Raw genomic sequence first — 18500 nt, 5'->3', positions numbered from 1 at the left:
CGTTTAACGAAAATTGCCGGATTTGACTTTAATGGTTTTGTAACAACGGTTCGATAATCGCGGATAGCTTTTGCTTGTTTAGTCCGCCTAATTCTGTTGCAATTATTTTGCCTTGCTGATCGATAATGACCGTGTATGGCAACCCGCCCATGCGGTTACCGCTGGCCTGCGAAAGCGCAACTGCCTCCAGGTCGCCAACCAGTATCGGATAGTTGATTCCTACCTCATCGACATAACTTTGAATTTTCGCCTTCTCATCAAGCGCGATGCCGACGAACTGCAAGCCTTGTCCGCCAAATTGCTTTTGCAGCTGGATAAACTCGGGAATCTCCTGACGGCATGGCGGACACCAGGTTGCCCAGAAATTGACAACCAGCACCTTGCCGCGCCATTGGGCCAGTGGTTGTCTGACCCCCGCCAAATCCGGCAGGCGCGCCTTGAAAATGGACTCGGACGACAATGCGGCTACAGGCGTATTCGTGGAGGCCTGTTCATGGCCGATATAGCTTTGATAGCCGTAGTAGCTTGCGCCTAGCAAGGCGATAATGGCGGTTATTAATAATGTCTTTTTCATCAGCTTTTCGCCAGCAGGCTATCCAGTAAACGTGAGAATTGATCCGGGGTTTGATAGCCGATCACGTGATCGGCGATTTCTTTGCCATCCGGACCAAAGAAAATCATCGCCGGCGGTCCGAATACGCCAAAGCGCTTGCGCAACGCGTCGTCATCCGCGCTGTTGGCAGTAATGTCCGCCTGCAACAATACTACGTTTCCCAAACGTTGCTGGATACCGGCATCGCTAAAGGTATTGTGTTCCATTTCCTTGCACGATACGCACCAGTCCGCATAAAAATCCAGCATTACCGTTTTGCCGGCCGACTGAGCGATTTTCGCATCCAGTTCCGCAAGATTGTGTACGCGGGTAAACGTTAGTTTGCTGGGAGCTGCGACGCTGCTTGCCACAGGCTTGAACACCGATAACGGCTGCAGTAATTCGCGGCCGCCGGCCAGCATGCCCAGAATCAATGCTACGCCGGCGGTCAGCATGACGATGGCCATGCCTTTCCACAGGCGCTGCCAGCCTGAAGCATTATGCGCCAGCGGATCGAGTGCATGCAGATAAATGGCTGGGATAATCAGTAATGCAGCCCATAGCAGCATTTGCGTCCATATCGGGATTAACGGCGTAATCAGCCAGATCGCAATGGCAATCATCAGTACGCCGAAGAAATTTTTCACCGCATTCATCCAGCCGCCTGCACGCGGCAGCAAAGCCCCGGCGGATAATCCCACCAGCAATAACGGCACGCCCATGCCAATGGCGAGGGAGAATAATGCCCAGCCGCCCAGAGTGGTGTTGCCGGTTTGCGCGATATACGCCAGTGCGGCGGCCAGCGGCGGTGCGACGCAAGGGCCGACGATGAGGGCGGACAATGCGCCCATGATAAACACGCCGACAAAATTGCCGCCTTTGACCTTGTTGCTCGCATCAGAAAATTTGCTCTGGATGAAGCTCGGCAGTTGCAATTCGAAGAAGCCGAACATGGATAATGCCAGTGCGACGAAGATGCCGGCACCTACGGATAGCGCGATGGGGTTTTGCAGAGCATTGGAGATGAGGGTGCCGGACAGCGCAGCGGCTACCCCTGCCAGCGCATAGGTGATGGCCATGCCCAGTACGTAGGCCAGCGATAACAGAAATCCGGATAAGCGCGTGACCTGCTTTTGGCCGGCAATGATGCCCGACAGGATCGGTATCATCGGGAATACGCACGGCGTCAATGCCAGCAATAAACCGGCGCCGAAGAAGGTGGCCACGACTACCCAGAAATGCCCGCCCTGCAGGGCGCGTCTGATTTGCGAATCTTCGTCACCGCTGGTTGCCGGAGCTGTGGTCGCAGCAATGCTCGGCTGTGCCGATCCTGCGCCCAGCGTGATCACCTGGTTTTGCGGCGGGTAACATATGCCTTTTTCGCTGCAACCCTGATATTCAACGGTGATCTGGGCAGATTCATCGGGCTTGAGGACGCGGCTTAAAGTCAAGCTGGCAGCAAAATCGCGATGATAGACTTTCATCTCGCCAAAATTGGGGTCTTGCTTGGTATCGGCAGCAGGGAAGTCGGTTTTGCTGATAGTAAGATCTGCCGGTGCTTTAACGGTAAAGTGGATTTTGTTCTGGTATAAATAATATTGCGGAGCGATGGTGAAATTGGCTTGCGCCGTCGTCGGACTGGTGAGACTCAGCTTGGCCTTGAATGCTTGTTCCGGCGAGAGGAAATCGGACGCAGATTGAGGTTTAAGCTCGCCGAGAGGGCTGAGCGCCGTCGGCGCCGACTGGGCTGGCGCAGCAGCAGGCAGCGTAAAGCTGGCGCTGCTGTCTATCGGGGTATAGCACACCCCGGCCTCGGCGCAGCCTTGGGCCGTACTCTTGAGGGTTATGCTGGTCGCATCGGTGCGGGTGAATGGCAGCTTGATCCGCACTTCGCGATGATAGATTTCAACGCTGCCGAAATTCGGATCCTGCTTGATGGTCCCGGCAGGAAATTGAGGCGTGCCGAGGGTCGCGCCTTTGAGATCGAATTTGAGTTTTTTGCGGTATAAATAGTATCCGTCTGCAATCTGATAGCGCACTTCAAGGTGCCCGGCATCGATTAATTGAGCAGAAAACTTAAATGCCTGTTCAGGTTCAAGCAAATCATCGGCATGGATCGCCATAATATGGCTGAAAAAAAGCATGAGAAGTGCAAAAAAACGCATGAATGGAATCTCCGGGAGCTTGTTGTTATACATTACGTACCAATATGGTTAAGATGGTTTATGTGTCTGTAGTGGTCGGACAGGGCATGGATCAAAATGTTCACAGTAAGAGCGAAGGGTAACCATGCGTTTTCTAATAGGCTTCATTATAGTGTTGAGTTTCCCCGCATTGGAAATTTATACACTGGTAAAAGTGTACCAAGCCATAGGCTGGTGGGTAATTGCGTTATTGGCCATCTCGGCGCTGGCAGGCGCGATGCTGATCGCAGAAGAGCGGCTGGCATTTTTCGCGCGCATGATAATGACGGTGCAGGGCGGCGGTTCGCCGTTCCGCGCGCTGTTTGAAAGCGGCCGCACCATGCTCGCCGGCGCGCTGCTGATTTTTCCTGGCATCATTAGCGATGTGCTGGCTGTGCTGATTTTATTGATACCGGCGGGACTGTTCGGGCGCAAGGCGCAAGCGCCGACGCCATCCGATGTGATCGAAGGTGAATTCCGGCGTGAAGATCATGACAGGCTAGGCCGCTGATTACATGGATTTGCTATACTAGCGCAGTCTCGATAAGGCATAACAATCACCATGATTTCCCCGTTTAACATAATCATCCTCGCCGCTGGGCGAGGCACGCGCATGATGTCCGATTTACCCAAGGTATTGCATCCGCTGGCAGGCAGACCCATGCTGGCGCATTTGCTGGATACCGCACGCAGTCTGGACCCGCTGCAAATCTGCGTGGTCTACGGTTACGGCGGCGAGCAGGTGCCGCAAGCAATCAATGCAGCGGACATCACCTGGGTGCTGCAAGCCGAACAGCATGGCACGGGACACGCCGTGCAGCAGGCATTGCCGCATCTGGCGGATTTCGGCGTGACCCTGATCCTGTACGGCGATGTGCCACTGACTACGGCCGACACCATGCGTGCATTGACCACGGTTGCGGTGCAGGACAGGCTGGCTCTGTTGACGGTGAGCATGGCCGACCCCACCGGTTATGGGCGTATTGTGCGTAATGCTGCAGGCAAGGTTATCGCTATCGTGGAGCACAAGGATGCCGATGCGCAAACACGCGCGATTACCGAAGTGAATACCGGGCTGATGGCGCTGCCCACGCATAGACTGGCAGGCTGGCTGTCGCGTTTGAGTAACGCCAATGCCCAGGGCGAATATTATCTGACCGATATTATCGCGATGGCGGTTGCCGATGGCATCGAAGTGCAGGCCTGCCAGCCTGCGCATCATCGCGAAATCCTTGGAGTCAACAGCAAGGCGCAGCTAGCCGAACTGGAACGGCTGCAGCAGCGCGAGCTGGCCAACCAGCTCATGGCTTACGGCGTGACCCTGCTCGACCCGGCACGCATCGACGTGCGCGGCGCGCTGCAATGCGGGCGCGATGTCATGATTGATGTCGGTTGTGTGTTTGAAGGCCTCGTGGAATTGGGCAATAACGTGAGTGTGGGCGCTCACTGCGTGCTGAAAAACGTAAAAGTGGGGGCAGGCGCGCAAATCGCGCCGTTTTCCCATCTGGCCGATGCCGTTGTGGGTGCGGATAACCACATCGGCCCGTTTGCACGGCTGCGCCCCGGAACGATACTGGCCGCCGACGTGCATGTGGGCAACTTCGTCGAGATTAAAAACAGTCAGGTCGATAGCGGCTCCAAGATCAATCATCTGTCCTATGTCGGCGATAGCACGGTAGGCAAGCAGGTGAATATCGGCGCCGGCACGATTACCTGCAATTACGACGGTGCCAACAAGCACCGTACCGTGATCGAAGATAATGCCTTCATCGGCTCCGACACCCAGCTGGTGGCCCCGGTCACCGTCGGCAAAGGCGCGACCATCGGCGCCGGTTCCACCATCACCAGGGATGCGCCAGCCGGGGAGCTGACGTTGTCGCGCAGCAAACAATTAACCATTTCCGGCTGGCAGCGCCCGGTCAAAAAGTTGAAAGGATAGCCATGTGTGGCATCGTAGGGGCGGTAGCGCAACGTAACGTTGTACCCATTTTGCTCGAAGGTCTGCGTCGCCTGGAATATCGCGGCTACGATTCGGCCGGTCTGGTGGTGATTAATAATGGCCTGCACCGCGTGCGCAGCATCGGTCGCGTGGCGGCGCTGGCCGAAGCCGTGCAACAGCAGCGGGTGCAGGGTCAGTGGGGCATCGCCCACACGCGCTGGGCAACCCATGGCGCACCCAATGAAGCTAACGCGCATCCGCACGTGAGTCATGATTTGATCGCTGTAGTGCATAACGGCATTATCGAAAACTACGAAATACTGCGCCAGCGTCTGCGTGAGCTGGGCTACATCTTCACGTCAGAAACCGATACCGAAGTCATCGCTCACCTGATACACCATTATTACAAGATAGACGGCGATCTGCTGACAGCGGTGCGCAGAACCGTAGCCGATTTGCAAGGCGCGTTTGCGATCGGCGTGGTTGCTGCCGATGTACCGCAGCGTTTGATTTGCGCTCGGCGCGGTAGCCCGTTGCTGATCGGTCTGGGTATAGAAGAAAACTTTATCGCTTCCGACGTATCAGCATTGCTGCCGGTGACGCAAAAAGTCATTTATCTGGAAGAGGGCGATATCGCCGACCTGGGCTTGTTAGCAGTCGCTATCTATGACGCCGCCGGGCAGCGTGTCGAGCGCAATATTTTCATCTCCGAGCAGTCGTCGGACATGTCCGAGCTGGGCAATTACCGTCACTTCATGCAAAAAGAGATCCATGAGCAGCCGCGCGCGTTGGCCGATACCTTGCATGATGCGGTAATGGGAGAGCATTTATTGCCGGAATTGTTCGGTTTTGATGCAGCGGCGGTCTTCGCCGAAATCAATGCCGTCACGATCCTCGCGTGTGGCACCAGCTATCACGCCGGTAAAGTGGCGAGCTACTGGATAGAGTCGCTGGCGGGCATTCCCTGTCAAGCCGAGATCGCCAGCGAATACCGTTATCGCGACAGCGTGCCCAATTCGCATGCGCTGGTGATAACGCTGTCGCAATCGGGTGAAACCGCCGACACGCTCGCTGCACTGAATCATGCCCAAGCGTTGGGGCATGAATATACCCTGTCGATCTGCAACGTTCCTGAATCTGCGCTGGTGCGCCAATCGAAGCTGCGCTTTCTCACCCGTGCCGGTCCCGAGATCGGTGTGGCATCGACCAAAGCTTTTACCACGCAGTTAGCCGCGCTGTTCCTGCTTACCTTGCTGCTCGCCAAACAGCGCGGCCGCCTGACTGCTGCGGCAGAAGCCGCCTATGTCGCCGAATTGCGTGCATTGCCCGCAGAAGTCCAGCGCGTGCTGGAGTTGGAGCCTGCAGTAGCGCAATGGGCCGAGCGTTTTGCCGACAAACAGCACGCCTTGTTTCTCGGCCGCGGCATGCATTATCCGATCGCAATGGAAGGTGCACTCAAGCTCAAGGAGATATCCTACATCCACGCCGAAGCCTATCCGGCAGGGGAGCTCAAACACGGCCCGCTGGCGCTGGTGGACAAAGACATGCCGGTCGTCGCCATCGCACCTAACGATGCATTGCTGGAGAAACTCAAATCCAACTTGCAGGAAGTGCGCGCGCGCGGCGGGGAGCTGTATGTGTTCGCCGATGCCGATACCCACATTAGCGCCAGCGAAGGAGTGCATGTGATACAGCTTACGGATAATGCCGGCTGGTTGTCGCCGATATTACATACCATTCCACTGCAACTGTTGTCCTATCATGCGGCGTTGCAAAAAGGCACGGACGTCGATAAACCACGTAATCTGGCCAAGTCGGTGACGGTGGAGTAGTTAGCGAACGTTAGCCGCTTATTGTTCTGCACAATTAAAGTCGTAAATAGGTTAATAAAGTCGTAAATAGGTTATTAAAGTCATAAATTAAAGTACGACGAAATAGGCTTCGAAACTGCCTATCTATTCCGCGCAATTAAAGTCGTAAATTGAAGGGGGTAGATTTCATAGCCGGCATTCGCCTGCTACCGAGGTTTGTCCCCTTTGCACGTGGCAAAAATCGAATACGGATTCTGGCTAGACACGCCACCCATAACGCCCGATATTCCGGTACCCAAAAAAATGTATGCAAGCCGTATAGTTCGGCTATCGCAGATGTCAACTGCTCGGCCCTTGCGGTCACTCAGTATTCCATGGCGGTGTTGAATAAAGGGCAGTGCGAGCGTCCGCTTTATGAAACTGCTGATGAGTACTCCCTATCTGTAATTACCCATAAAGCGCCGAATGCGCCTACCTTCGAGGTTGAACCAGACTCCAATGGACATGAGCGCCATTGCTGGTAATGCGCCGACGAAAGTCTCTGGCACCCACCACGTAGGTAAGGATGGATAAATGTCAGCCAGTGTTTTCGTCGCGCCCGCATGGCCGCCGATAATTCCTATTCCGTTTATTGCACTCGTTGCTACGTTGCCTACGAAGCCGAGCAGGATAAGCCATACGCCCATAAAAGTTAAAGCTCTTCCCAGCTCAATAAGTCTTTCCGGCTCAGTTAAAAAATAGTTTTCCAATCGTTCCAACACGTCACATCCTTTCTATCAATTAATTGGCGCGAAAATCTGTACGGTTCCCGCATCTATGTCATGAGGATTTCGTAAGTTGAGGTCAATAAACCCAACAGGCCTCACGCCCATTTCGTGACGTATGAACTCAGCAACGACATAGGCTGCTGCAACGCAACCAACAAACGGCGCACCGACAGCGCGCGTAGCGAGCGTAGTAACACCACACGGATCAGCTCCTGCCGCAAGCAAGGTTTTGTAGGCGATGGCCTGTGACGAGTTCGTTGTAACGTTATCCGCAGCCCAAATTTGTGCGGCTTCTGATGGCCCTGGAAAAGTTCGCACTCGAATGGCGCGAAAATCACGGTAACCTGATCCAAGTCCGGCGTCGATCACAAAACGTAAGCCAGCTCCTTCCAATATTCGTCGTGCAGCGGCATTGTCTACTCCAAATAAAGCCAGTTGCGGTTCGTTCAAACCAACACGTTGAGCGCCATCAAATCTGCGTTCGACAAGTGCTATGGAATATCCACGCTGTTCGAGCCATTTAGCCACGATCCGCGTCTTCCTCTTATTGAGATCACTCGTCACGGACAGCATGGACGTGGAAAGCGTGGACTTGGTCACTACATCGATATCTTGTAGATAAAGCGTCGCATTCTGGGCTGGCCTCATGAATCCTAATATCCAGGCATACGCTTGGCCGAGATGCCCCAAACCCACAAGCCATGCTGAGGATACTGATGGCACTTCCTCTTCAGGAGGATTCACGTCAGCAGTACCTGATGCAACTGACCACAACGAAAGTGTAATGTTGCGTCGTCCGGCATAAGGATTGTCTTGGCGCAGTATGGAAAAGGCTTCACTAACTGCCAGTCCTCCAGCGGCTACACATGCGGGAGCAAAGAAGTTGGTGGTACATGCTCCGTTATTGCCTATACCGAAACACCAACCATCTGCCCAAGGCCTAATTGTTGGCGTAGGCCCTGCGTCTGACGGATTGCCTATATTTATCGTCGGCCAGGAAGCCGCTGTTTCCATTGCAATGTCACCGATTCCAAGCCAAGACATGAACTCGGTCAAGGATATGCCCTCGAAGCCAGGTGCTATTAGTATAGAATTGAACGGTGCAATCACTTCGACATTGCCGCGAAAGCTGCGCGCTGCGGAATTAATCGCAGTCAGAGCTATGACCTGTGCACAGATATTGGAAGAGAATAAATCATCAAGCAGGATGCGTACTCCATAGCGGCTGAAAGTGGCATCCATATCCTGTAGACTGATTGCTTCGCCGCTGTCCGCTAAAACTTTTGCTAGGCGATGAAAAGAATCTGCATCCATCAAATCTCTCCTGAAGGTAATTTAATGAGCACTACAGCCTGCTGCCCAAAATGGCTTTCCCACCTCTTTGCACCCAAGTACACGTTTACGCTTACATCCGCAGGGGTTACATTTCCTTGCGCGAATCGCGGGATAATCAGTGCCATGTGTCCGGCCAGCCCAATCATTGGATTAGCGCGATCTGACGGGCTCTGACCAGGCCCACGTGGATGAGTGTGCACATCTGCTACCACCTGCATGTGGTGCTGCTCACAAATCTCCCAAAGCTTGGAGAACGCTTCTGAGCGAAGCCGAATGTACTCATAGTTAAGAGACAATGGATCTAGCTCGTCATATGGCAACCATGTTTGCGCGACCCTAATGCCATTTACAATGTTCCCCAGCAAAAAGGCGCCAGACTCACGGCATCCGTTCCCCCTATTGCGCAGGTCGGCTATGAGCGCTGTCCATACGCCTGGACGAAATTCAAGCAGCTTGGTAGTTGAGTTCATGGCTATGTAATATTTCGCAGACTGCTTCGATGTACTGGAGGAGGCCTCGTGTTGGATTCCAAATAAGCCAGGGGTGTTCCGACAGCCAGTTGGCATGCCCCTCGATGCTTTGTCGATCACACGGGATATACAAGGCGGAGCCACCTTTCCAGCCCGGGTTAAATACCTGCGACACTCGCCCTCCACTAGGCCACAAGGCGGTGGGCAACTGTCGTTTCGCTGGTAAGTCCCACAGGGTCGCCGTTACTGGTTGATCTGGATAACCTATGCAATCGAAGCGCAACGTAAATCGACGCCCATCTCTTGCGCCAACCTCAATGAATGCCAGTGGCCATTGCAGTTCGACGAGCCTCCAACGTCCCTTGGCTGCACCAGACAGGAATCGACCAGAACGTAGATGAGCCTCGATCTCAGCTTTTCCGTCACACATACCAACTCCTTTAGCCGTTGACACGGGGTGATGGAACTAAATCAAACGACAGCGACTTTGCAGGCTCATGGACGAGTGCTCCAATGTGGATGTCAGCATCAGGGCGGGAATCAGTGCCGCTGACCTGAAGCATCAGTTCTGCCGCATCGGATGCTGCAATACCCAACTCTTGCGTAGCCCAGTGCTTGATGCGTCCCACCGTGGAACTTGGGCGGAATGAACGCCGCACGTCGCTTCCAGCATAACGCACCATCACATCGATACCTTTCTGGCGGTGCAGGTGTACTCGTAACCCCCCAGGTATGCCATGAAGTTTTTGAAACGGCTGGTCGTCATCTTCATCCTCAATGAAGAGATGAAATTCTTCTGCTTCATGACCTTCAGGCAGCTTCGCAAGACATGCCTCGCGGAGTTCTTTTTCGCTGGCATTCAATGCCAATTCAATCACCTCAATGTCAGCTAAAAGCTCAGATTGCAAAAATATTTGGATCGTCATGGAAAACTCCTTCATTCTCGTGACCGTGTACACCACGGCCTTATACTTACTTAACCGAGATGACTGACGAAAAAGGAAAACAGTTGAGGAGTTATGTGGTGAAGATAGGAGAGTGCGAGCCGAGCCGGTGCAGATACTATGAACTCAGCTTGGGTTCGATGGGCAGATAGTCATGTATGTACAGCGTTTGCAGTGGTGCCCTTTGACTGGCGAGTGGTCGCCAGACAGGAAGCGCTTTGCCGCTTTATAGGCATTAGTGCTGGTAAGTTTGCCGCTAGGAGTGGCTGTTACCATTTCTGCAGACAGAATGCTAGACACGATGATATTTTTAGGATGAACCGCAGACAAGCCAGACAGCATCGGTCGCATTAGTTGTAGTAGTCGCGATCTGATCTGACAGTTCCCCGGTTTGACAGATGCAGCTGTCAGTTCAGATTCAGTTGTTCAATGTGGTGATTTTATCGTGCCATGCCTCCTTTCCGTCAATAAGTGTTTGCGTCGGAGTGCGGCCGCAGCACATCTTGCCCTGATGGGTGCGGTCATTGTTGTAATAAACCAGCCATTCATCCAGATCCGTTTGCAGCTCCGCGATTGACCGGTAAATCTTGCGCCGGAACGCGACCTGATAGAACTCCTGCAGGATGGTCTTGTGGAAGCGTTCACAGATGCCGTTGGTCTGCGGATGATTGGCTTTGGTCCTGGTATGCTCGATGTCATTCAAGGCCAGATAGAGCTGATAGTCATGGGATTCCGGTTTGCCGCAATATTCGGTGCCGCGATCCGTCAGGATGCGTATCATCCCCATGTTCTGCTCGGCGAAGAATGGCAGCACCCGGTCATTAAGCAGATCGGCTGCGGTGATCGGCATTTTGGTCGTGTAGAGTTTGGCCGCTGCCCACTTCGAATAGGTGTCAACGAAGGTCTGCTGGTAAATCCGGCCGACGCCTTTGAGGGTGCCCACATAGAACGTATCCTGGCTGCCGAGATAGCCTGGGTGAGCCGTTTCAATCTCGCCATGCGCCACATCGTCGTCCTGTTTCTTTTCCAGGGCGCCTACTTGCGCTTCGGTCAGCACCTCGCCCGTTTCAGCAACATGCCGTTCCAGTGCAGTCAGGCGCTTCTTGAACGATTCGAGATCACGCCGCAGCCAAACAGAGCGTACACCAGAGGGAGAAACAAAGATGCCGCGTTTGCGCAGCTCATTGGATACGCGCACCTGACCAAATGCCGGTTGTTCCAGGGCGAAGGCGGCAACCGCTAATTCTGTGGCCTCTTCAACCCGGTTCTTGTGGTTCGGCTTTCTGCGATTAGCATCGATCAGGGCGTCGACACCACCGTTTTCCATAGCCGACTGATAACGGTAGAAGGTATCGCGGGAAAAGCCCATCACCTTGCAGGCGCGGGACACATTACCGAGTTCAGCAGCCAGATTCAGCAGGCCAACCTTGTGTTTGATAACGTTTTGGTGAAAACTGTTCATGGGGTTACTCCTTGGCGCTTGCGCGCTTTGTTTGATAAAGATTCGCACCTATATCAAACCGGGTAACCTCACCTTTGGCAAGGCCATACTGTCAGATCAAGTCGGAACTACTACACATAAGGATTGGTGGATAACCTAACCCGGAGTTCCTTAAAATATCAGACTCACGATCACTTCTTGTATCCTGCAAGAACAGACTCCGATTCTGGTATAACAGAATCATCAGCAATTTTTTTGAAGTATTCAAAAACAATGCCATTGTTCACCGCCTCCTGTGCTCGCAATGAAGCCGTCTCTGCTACGGCTTGTTTTAATTTTGCAAATTGTTCTTTTTTCGATTTTGACATTGCGATGCACTTCTCTTCTTTTTAGGGTATTTCAACTATTTTACCAGTCAGTATTATTTGATTTGATATTGAAATGTTGCATATTCTAATGAAACCAACCACTCCATTATCATAATTAGGTGGGCACGCCATTACGCAAATACGATACTTGTTTTCCCAATGGTTTCATTCGGAGGAGCCTTTGTAATCACAATTTCTATGTCTTGACCAAGCTTGTTTAGACAATGAAGCATTTTGAATTCAGATATACCTCTAAACTGTCCACGAAGTATGTTTGATAGCTTTGATTGAGGCATTCCAACAATAGCGCCAGCTTCGTTTTGTGTCAGGTTACGTTGTTTTATGATTTCCGTAATTTTGCTGGATAACTTGGCTTTGAACAGCATGGCTTCAGCATCTTGCATCCCAATATCAGCATAAACGTTATCGCTTCCTAGTTCGATTTTAGTCATTTCAATATACTTTCTGCGTGGCTACAACCATGTTAGCTAACTATGAAATCAGTTTCATGCTTTGTTTATTGCAGGCACATTGGGTTAATCAAAAACACTGATGTGAGTTGTTAATTATATCCATGTGGATATAATTAACAATAATTTTAAATTTATTAACCCAATCTTTTTTGCAGATGATATAAATAGAAAAATATATTTATAATCAATTTGATAGTGTGCAATTATGCTAAATTATCCAAAAATAATAAATTATTGTAATTGTAATAATTCGCCATAATTCATTTTTGATATCTTACGAACATGATTGGAATTGCATCCCTGGTTGCACCGTTTTTTAATTCTAAATGTCGAATATCCGTTATTCGGCCACAGCGGACGGTCACAATCTAATCATCAAATGTCAGTAATGCGAGCAACAGCAGCCACCAGACTGATGAATTCCCACTGTTCCATTCCAGTCAGGCGAGCGTCATTGATTTGCCGTATTGTTACATCTTATACGGACAGAGAAATTGATGGAGTGAATATGAATCAACAACTTATCAAAAAACAACTCGCCTCATTATTAACAATATTGCTGACCGCTGGGTCCGTCTAATAACTGTTAGGGTCAGCGAAGAGCCGTCATGAGCATTGAACACGCTATTGCACTCAACGAAGCGTTCTGTGTTGCACCGCCAACCTACGAGCAATGGATGGCTCGTCGAGATGTAGTTACCGGCCTGGGAGTGAAGTACTACGACAGCCTTGGCAAGAACAGCCCGCCTGAGAAATTTCAAGTTCTCGAGCGTGAGTTGGAGCGTAGCTATTGCAGTGGCGCATACCTTGCCTGTGTGGTCTTCGCGGCCGCGATAGTGGAACTCTTCCTACAGGATGTGAATGAGGGGGCGCGAGACGAGATTCATGAACAGCTTGACTACATCAAAGACGAAATTGCGTGGCTGAAATCCACTAGAAACGATATAGCTCATTATCTCCGAGCGCCAGATGCTCTCTCGATGGCTGACTATATTTTTGCGAAAGGAGGGTTTGAGGTATCGGCAAGGCAGGCCATTGCTGTCGTTTATCAAGTGGCTAGAGCCTATGTCCGCCTTGACCCTAACACTGCGCTCCAGGGAACGCGCCGCAAGCGGCGCTTCCCCTGAGCTCTGACGTTAGGCTTCCATGAGGTATCAGAAATTGCTTGAATTCATACCTGCCGAGCAACTTAAGAAATACTTTGAAGTGTTCGGTCATTTCTATTCGGTGGATTTGAAGTCTGGCGAGAAAATTGATTGCCGAAGTGTTTTAGAAATCGTATCAAGTCAAAGAAAACCATCGGATATTGGCTTGTTGCTAGACGACTCCCCTGACGCAATTTTTATCATGATGAACCCAGGCTCATCGAGACCGCTTGTAGAAGTAAATAACTTCATTTCAGAGGGCTTGATAAATCAACTTGAGGTGTCGTTAGTGCCAACAAAACCAGATACCACCCAGTATCAAGTAATGCGAGTCATGCACTATTGCGGCTGGCATCATGTCAGAGTCTTGAATATCTCAGACATGAGGGACCCAAAAAGTGGGAGCTTTGTTGAACGCTATAACGATATTGAAAACCGAACTGGGTTTTCTGCTCATTCATTATTCGCTGACAACCGATCCGTTGAATTAAGACGCAAGCTGAACAAGAAACCAGAAGCACCTATCGTTTGCGCATGGGGTGTCAGCTCTGATTTAGACCCGCTTATTGAAAGGTGTTTGAGTAAGGTGGCTAGCTCGTTTGAGCTTACTGGACTGATGAAGCCAAGCACAGAAAATAAATATTTCCATCCATTACCCACGCTGCAAAAGGACAAAGAACAGTGGGTCACAAATCTAGTTACACACATCAGCGCCTAACCCTGCATTCGAGAGGGACTGGCCGTATGCATTCTCTTTGCGGCCTGCGGTTATTGAATTTTCTAGGCTCCGGTCACGTTTCGTGGCGGCCAGCCCCTCAATTTGAACATTTCGAAATCCGCGAATGTCACTTATAAGTGACATTCGCGGATTTCGAAAACAGACAATCAACGTTTGAGTTCAGGTTACGGCCCGTTAGGGTCGTCGTGCCTGCAACGAATTGTTAGAGGTTCAACCACGATTGCTCTGGACGTGATGGCGGCACAATTTCTACGACCTTCTTAATAGTGTAGGTGTAGTAGTTCCGACTTGATCTGACAGTATGGCCTTGCCAAAGGTGAGGTTACCCGGTTTGATATAGGTGCGAATCTTTATCAAACAAAGCGCGCAAGCGCCAAGGAGTAACCCCATGAACAGTTTTCACCAAAACGTTATCAAACACAAGGTTGGCCTGCTGAATCTGGCTGCTGAACTCGGTAATGTGTCCCGCGCCTGCAAGGTGATGGGCTTTTCCCGCGATACCTTCTACCGTTATCAGTCGGCTATGGAAAACGGTGGTGTCGACGCCCTGATCGATGCTAATCGCAGAAAGCCGAACCACAAGAACCGGGTTGAAGAGGCCACAGAATTAGCGGTTGCCGCCTTCGCCCTGGAACAACCGGCATTTGGTCAGGTGCGCGTATCCAATGAGCTGCGCAAACGCGGCATCTTTGTTTCTCCCTCTGGTGTACGCTCTGTTTGGCTGCGGCGTGATCTCGAATCGTTCAAGAAGCGCCTGACTGCACTGGAACGGCATGTTGCTGAAACGGGCGAGGTGCTGACCGAAGCGCAAGTAGGCGCCCTGGAAAAGAAACAGGACGACGATGTGGCGCATGGCGAGATTGAAACGGCTCACCCAGGCTATCTCGGCAGCCAGGATACGTTCTATGTGGGCACCCTCAAAGGCGTCGGCCGGATTTACCAGCAGACCTTCGTTGACACCTATTCGAAGTGGGCAGCGGCCAAACTCTACACGACCAAAATGCCGATCACCGCAGCCGATCTGCTTAATGACCGGGTGCTGCCATTCTTCGCCGAGCAGAACATGGGGATGATACGCATCCTGACGGATCGCGGCACCGAATATTGCGGCAAACCGGAATCCCATGACTATCAGCTCTATCTGGCCTTGAATGACATCGAGCATACCAGGACCAAAGCCAATCATCCGCAGACCAACGGCATCTGTGAACGCTTCCACAAGACCATCCTGCAGGAGTTCTATCAGGTCGCGTTCCGGCGCAAGATTTACCGGTCAATCGCGGAGCTGCAAACGGATCTGGATGAATGGCTGGTTTATTACAACAATGACCGCACCCATCAGGGCAAGATGTGCTGCGGCCGCACTCCGACGCAAACACTTATTGACGGAAAGGAGGCATGGCACGATAAAATCACCACATTGAACAACTGAATCTGAACTGACAGCTGCATCTGTCAAACCGGGGAACTGTCAGATCAGATCGCGACTACTACACCTTATGGTTTCAACTAGAAGCATTAATGCCCGCATCGGGTTGTTATCGGGCATTTACGCGGAGTCGTAAAATAGACATAGTAGATACAGGGTTGAATTTACGACTTTACTAAAGGCTAGTGTGAAATTGGTAGGTCTGGAACCCATATAAAATGGGACTCGTCATTTACGACTTTAATTGTGCAGAACACTTATTGTGAAGAAATAGAAAAAAATGGTTACCAAGTGTTAGACATAACGCCAAAACACGCTGCTAGAATTATGCTGCTTCCTGACATGCATCAGGACCCGTTTGATCGAATGTTGCTTGCCCAGGCTTTGAGTGAGCCACTTAAATTTGTAACGGCTGATAGCTTATTAGCAGGATATTCTGATTTGGTTGAAGTAATTTAAAAATGTTGAATTTATGACTTTACCAAAGGTTGGTTTGAAATTTATAGGTCATAAATTTATATGTTATGGGAATCGTTATTTACGACTTTAATTGCGCAGGATACTTATCCTGTTCAGCGCGTCAGCAATGGATGTCGCGTCATCCGGGCGCACCAGCCGTGCTACTTCCCGGCCATCCTTTAGAAAGATCAGTGTCGGCCAGAGTTTGACGGTAAATGATCGTCCCAGACGGCGTCCCTTGCCGTCTTCGATTTTGATGTGGCGTATGTGTGGTTGTCCGGCAAACGCCAGGGCGATCAGCGGTTGTGCTGCCCGGCAGTGTCCGCACCAGGCGGCGCCGAATTCCAATACAGCCGGCCCTTGCAGCGCATTGATTTCAGTGCGAGTGGGCTCGGCATTCTTATCTTCAGGGGCTGTGTCCATGACCATCTCTGCTAACGAATATTTATGACATTTAGCCGGATTGTATAGCGGAATTGCGGCTTCAGATAGCTGTCGATTCAATTGCCGTTATGCAGCTCGAATCGAACCTGTTCCAGAAAATCGGCGGCAAATGCAACTCCGGTCTTGGAATCGCGCAATGCCATGTGCCAGTGAGCAACTGCGGCCATGAGCTGTTCCGCACTGTGGCAACGCTGGATGCGGCTGATTATTTCCGCACCCATGAGCCCGAGATAGGTATTGGCTGTCGTGGTCATGAAGTGTTTCACTTCTGCGATCACGGCGGGATCCTGGGTCAGTGCAGGTGAGCGGGGCTGTGGGGATGGGGTGATGACGGCCGGTTTGAGGGCGGCAGACGTCAGATTGATGTCATTCGTCACCACCCGATTCTGCATTGCGTTAATCCGCGTCGCCTGTTCGCGCTGTTCGTCGGCTAACACGATGAATCCGCTTTGCAGCAGGAAGGGGATGGTCTTTTCCAGCTCGGGCAGCGGTATGGCGGTAGCAATGATGCCCAGACTTTTTGCGCAATCCATCAATATCAGGGTGCTGCGCTGACGGGATTGCAGGCCGTGGTGACGACCGGCAATTTCTTCGTGGCCTTTTGCGGTTTTGCAGTAGACAAGCTGCGGGTTGTGGGGCATGGCATCGGTATCGGTGCAATCAAAGATTGCGATTCTAAATGGCAAATGCTGCACTAATATGAAGGCAGGTACAGGGGACTGCGTATTTTATTTTGTGCGCATTTCAGGTATAGTCCGGGCTTGTCCGCAGTGTTTGCGGGAGAGTGCGTATCGTTGACCAAATTGTCAGCGACAGCCGCCGAAGGCGTAATTCACCCAGAATCGCTCAGGCTCCCGAACCGCAAATCACAGGGCATCTCTGGAGAGCGACGCGAACAGCGTCCACCGAAGGGGCACACGGCGCGATCATCGTGCTGTAATCTCTCAGGTAAATAGGACAGGGGGGTGATGATGGCACATCGTTACCACTTTTTTTATTTACCGACCATGACTATCAATACCATCAATATTATTTCCGAGTCTGGCCGTCAGCCCAATGCTGTGCGTATGCCGATCTGGATTCGTCAGAATCTGGGTCAGGATATGCATTACGGCAAGACCGATGCGGCCGTGCATGCGCATCGCCTGCATACCGTATGCGAAGAGGCGCGCTGCCCGAATCGCGGCGAATGCTGGAGTCGCGGCACCGCAACTTTCATGCTGCTGGGCGATACCTGCACGCGCGCCTGCGGCTTCTGCGCGGTGAAAACTGGCAAGTCGGACTGGCTGGATGCTGATGAACCCAATCGCGTCGCCGAGGCGGTGCTGGAGTTGCAATTGCGCTATATCGTGCTGACCTCGGTAAACCGGGATGACCTGGCCGATGGTGGCGCGGGCATCTTCGCGGAAACTTTGCGCCAGTTGCGTTTGCGCGATGCCCAGATCGGTGTGGAATTTCTTACCCCCGACTTTCGCCAGAATCAGAGTGACGCAGTTGCCACGGTGATGGCGACCTTGGCTGATTTGCCTGAAGCTGTGCGCCGCGATCTGGTGTGGGGGCATAATGTGGAAACGGTGCCGCGCCTGTATCAGACCGCGCGCCGCGGTTCCAAATATGAGCGTTCATTAAGTTTACTGGCGCTGGCCGCCCAGCAGCCGGGCGTCGCCGCCAAATCAGCATTGATGCTGGGCCTGGGCGAAACCCGCGACGAGGTGCTGGCCGTGTTGCGCGACCTGCGTGACGCTGGCGTATCGCGGGTGTCGCTGGGGCAGTATTTGCGGCCGTCGCTGGATCATTTGCCGGTGATCGAATACATCCACCCGGACGCTTTTACCGAATACGAAAATGATGCGCGCGCCATGGGCTTCGACTGGGTCAAGGCCGGGCCGCTGGTGCGCAGCAGTTACTATGCAGAAGAAATACAGCAGCACTCAATTTAACCGCTGAAATTTTACAGACAG

18 protein-coding genes and 1 riboswitch are annotated in these 18500 nt (G+C 52.0%); of the genes, 8 read left to right on the top strand and 10 right to left on the bottom strand.

Going from position 1 to position 18500, the window contains the following annotated elements:
* Positions 1-28 precede the first annotated feature (28 nt).
* Together CAP31_RS14355 and dsbD are read right to left on the bottom strand one after the other, a co-directional pair.
* Positions 29-574 (bottom strand): TlpA disulfide reductase family protein, encoded by a 546-nt coding sequence (locus CAP31_RS14355; protein ID WP_087448156.1) that lies wholly within the window; start codon positions 572-574, stop codon positions 29-31.
* Positions 574-2757 carry a protein-disulfide reductase DsbD gene (gene dsbD, locus CAP31_RS14350; RefSeq protein ID WP_087448155.1) on the bottom strand — a complete coding sequence of 728 codons (2184 nt, stop codon included), beginning with the start codon at positions 2755-2757 and terminating at the stop codon, positions 574-576. Before dsbD ends, CAP31_RS14355 begins: the two co-directional genes overlap by 1 nt.
* Before the next feature lie 124 nt (positions 2758-2881).
* Here dsbD and CAP31_RS14345 point away from each other — a divergent pair, with 124 nt between their 5' ends.
* Genes CAP31_RS14345 through glmS form a run of 3 tightly spaced genes read left to right on the top strand, consistent with a single transcriptional unit; the run spans position 2882 to position 6546 of the window.
* The gene (locus CAP31_RS14345) at positions 2882-3286 is read left to right on the top strand and encodes an FxsA family protein (protein ID WP_087448154.1); all 405 of its coding nucleotides are present in this window, start codon (positions 2882-2884) and stop codon (positions 3284-3286) included.
* A 51-nt stretch (positions 3287-3337) separates the two neighbouring features.
* A complete protein-coding gene (glmU, locus tag CAP31_RS14340) occupies positions 3338-4714 on the top strand; it encodes a bifunctional UDP-N-acetylglucosamine diphosphorylase/glucosamine-1-phosphate N-acetyltransferase GlmU (protein WP_087448153.1) in 1377 nt (458 codons plus the stop codon).
* Positions 4715-4716: 2 nt separating this feature from the next.
* Positions 4717-6546, top strand: coding sequence for a glutamine--fructose-6-phosphate transaminase (isomerizing) (gene glmS, locus CAP31_RS14335; protein ID WP_087448152.1), 1830 nt, complete (start codon positions 4717-4719; stop codon positions 6544-6546).
* A gap of 416 nt (positions 6547-6962) precedes the next feature.
* On the opposite strand, the gene CAP31_RS14330 is transcribed toward glmS, so the two are convergent.
* The 6 genes from CAP31_RS14330 to CAP31_RS14300 form a co-directional block, all read right to left on the bottom strand.
* Entirely contained in the window at positions 6963-7286 is a 324-nt protein-coding gene (locus tag CAP31_RS14330; protein WP_087448151.1) for a hypothetical protein, read from the bottom strand.
* A gap of 15 nt (positions 7287-7301) precedes the next feature.
* The gene (locus CAP31_RS14325) at positions 7302-8606 is read right to left on the bottom strand and encodes a hypothetical protein (RefSeq protein ID WP_087448150.1); all 1305 of its coding nucleotides are present in this window, start codon (positions 8604-8606) and stop codon (positions 7302-7304) included.
* A gap of 931 nt (positions 8607-9537) precedes the next feature.
* The gene (locus CAP31_RS14310) at positions 9538-10023 is read right to left on the bottom strand and encodes a hypothetical protein (protein WP_087448147.1); all 486 of its coding nucleotides are present in this window, start codon (positions 10021-10023) and stop codon (positions 9538-9540) included.
* A 436-nt stretch (positions 10024-10459) separates the two neighbouring features.
* Positions 10460-11503 carry an IS481 family transposase gene (locus CAP31_RS14305; RefSeq protein ID WP_087446117.1) on the bottom strand — a complete coding sequence of 348 codons (1044 nt, stop codon included), beginning with the start codon at positions 11501-11503 and terminating at the stop codon, positions 10460-10462.
* 170 nt (positions 11504-11673) lie between these two features.
* Entirely contained in the window at positions 11674-11850 is a 177-nt protein-coding gene (locus CAP31_RS14875; RefSeq protein ID WP_157662770.1) for a hypothetical protein, read from the bottom strand.
* Between the two features lie 131 nt (positions 11851-11981).
* Positions 11982-12302, bottom strand: a complete 321-nt coding sequence (locus CAP31_RS14300; protein WP_087448146.1) for a helix-turn-helix domain-containing protein — start codon at positions 12300-12302, stop codon at positions 11982-11984.
* 629 nt (positions 12303-12931) lie between these two features.
* Between CAP31_RS14300 and CAP31_RS14295 the strand changes: the two genes are divergently transcribed.
* The 4 genes from CAP31_RS14295 to CAP31_RS14870 all read left to right on the top strand — a co-directional run bounded on the left by CAP31_RS14295 (position 12932) and on the right by CAP31_RS14870 (position 16095).
* A complete protein-coding gene (locus tag CAP31_RS14295; protein WP_087448145.1) occupies positions 12932-13450 on the top strand; it encodes a hypothetical protein in 519 nt (172 codons plus the stop codon).
* A 34-nt stretch (positions 13451-13484) separates the two neighbouring features.
* A complete protein-coding gene (locus CAP31_RS14290; protein ID WP_223247304.1) occupies positions 13485-14186 on the top strand; it encodes a hypothetical protein in 702 nt (233 codons plus the stop codon).
* A 409-nt stretch (positions 14187-14595) separates the two neighbouring features.
* Entirely contained in the window at positions 14596-15639 is a 1044-nt protein-coding gene (locus tag CAP31_RS14285) for an IS481 family transposase (RefSeq protein ID WP_087446117.1), read from the top strand.
* 243 nt (positions 15640-15882) lie between these two features.
* A complete protein-coding gene (locus CAP31_RS14870; RefSeq protein WP_157662769.1) occupies positions 15883-16095 on the top strand; it encodes a type II toxin-antitoxin system VapC family toxin in 213 nt (70 codons plus the stop codon).
* 87 nt (positions 16096-16182) lie between these two features.
* On the opposite strand, the gene CAP31_RS14280 is transcribed toward CAP31_RS14870, so the two are convergent.
* Complete coding sequence (locus tag CAP31_RS14280) at positions 16183-16518, bottom strand: thioredoxin family protein (RefSeq protein WP_223247303.1); 336 nt, start codon at positions 16516-16518, stop codon at positions 16183-16185.
* A gap of 77 nt (positions 16519-16595) precedes the next feature.
* A complete protein-coding gene (locus CAP31_RS14275) occupies positions 16596-17180 on the bottom strand; it encodes a hypothetical protein (protein WP_157662768.1) in 585 nt (194 codons plus the stop codon).
* Between the two features lie 228 nt (positions 17181-17408).
* Positions 17409-17510, top strand: a riboswitch (glycine riboswitch).
* Between CAP31_RS14275 and lipA the strand changes: the two genes are divergently transcribed.
* The gene (gene lipA / locus CAP31_RS14270) at positions 17508-18479 is read left to right on the top strand and encodes a lipoyl synthase (RefSeq protein WP_223247302.1); all 972 of its coding nucleotides are present in this window, start codon (positions 17508-17510) and stop codon (positions 18477-18479) included. Its footprint overlaps the riboswitch before it by 3 nt.
* Positions 18480-18500: the final 21 nt, after the last annotated feature.

The sequence above is a fragment of the Sulfuriferula sp. AH1 genome (assembly GCF_002162035.1).
Lineage (GTDB): Bacteria > Pseudomonadota > Gammaproteobacteria > Burkholderiales > Sulfuriferulaceae > Sulfuriferula.
Note: the sequence above shows the minus strand (reverse complement) of the source record. Positions and strands in the feature narration are given on the sequence as shown.

Excerpts from the sequence above, each read along its gene's own strand:
- CAP31_RS14355 (WP_087448156.1), bottom strand. The coding sequence starts at position 574 with ATGAAAAAGACATTATTAATAACCGCCATTATCGCCTTGCTAGGCGCA.
- dsbD (WP_087448155.1), bottom strand. The coding sequence starts at position 2,757 with ATGCGTTTTTTTGCACTTCTCATGCTTTTTTTCAGCCATATTATGGCG.
- CAP31_RS14345 (WP_087448154.1), top strand. The coding sequence starts at position 2,882 with ATGCGTTTTCTAATAGGCTTCATTATAGTGTTGAGTTTCCCCGCATTG.
- glmU (WP_087448153.1), top strand. The coding sequence starts at position 3,338 with ATGATTTCCCCGTTTAACATAATCATCCTCGCCGCTGGGCGAGGCACG.
- glmS (WP_087448152.1), top strand. The coding sequence starts at position 4,717 with ATGTGTGGCATCGTAGGGGCGGTAGCGCAACGTAACGTTGTACCCATT.
- CAP31_RS14325 (WP_087448150.1), bottom strand. The coding sequence starts at position 8,606 with ATGGATGCAGATTCTTTTCATCGCCTAGCAAAAGTTTTAGCGGACAGC.
- CAP31_RS14310 (WP_087448147.1), bottom strand. The coding sequence starts at position 10,023 with ATGACGATCCAAATATTTTTGCAATCTGAGCTTTTAGCTGACATTGAG.
- CAP31_RS14305 (WP_087446117.1), bottom strand. The coding sequence starts at position 11,503 with ATGAACAGTTTTCACCAAAACGTTATCAAACACAAGGTTGGCCTGCTG.
- CAP31_RS14875 (WP_157662770.1), bottom strand. The coding sequence starts at position 11,850 with ATGTCAAAATCGAAAAAAGAACAATTTGCAAAATTAAAACAAGCCGTA.
- CAP31_RS14300 (WP_087448146.1), bottom strand. The coding sequence starts at position 12,302 with ATGACTAAAATCGAACTAGGAAGCGATAACGTTTATGCTGATATTGGG.
- CAP31_RS14295 (WP_087448145.1), top strand. The coding sequence starts at position 12,932 with ATGAGCATTGAACACGCTATTGCACTCAACGAAGCGTTCTGTGTTGCA.
- CAP31_RS14285 (WP_087446117.1), top strand. The coding sequence starts at position 14,596 with ATGAACAGTTTTCACCAAAACGTTATCAAACACAAGGTTGGCCTGCTG.
- CAP31_RS14280 (WP_223247303.1), bottom strand. The coding sequence starts at position 16,518 with ATGGACACAGCCCCTGAAGATAAGAATGCCGAGCCCACTCGCACTGAA.
- CAP31_RS14275 (WP_157662768.1), bottom strand. The coding sequence starts at position 17,180 with ATGCCCCACAACCCGCAGCTTGTCTACTGCAAAACCGCAAAAGGCCAC.
- lipA (WP_223247302.1), top strand. The coding sequence starts at position 17,508 with ATGATGGCACATCGTTACCACTTTTTTTATTTACCGACCATGACTATC.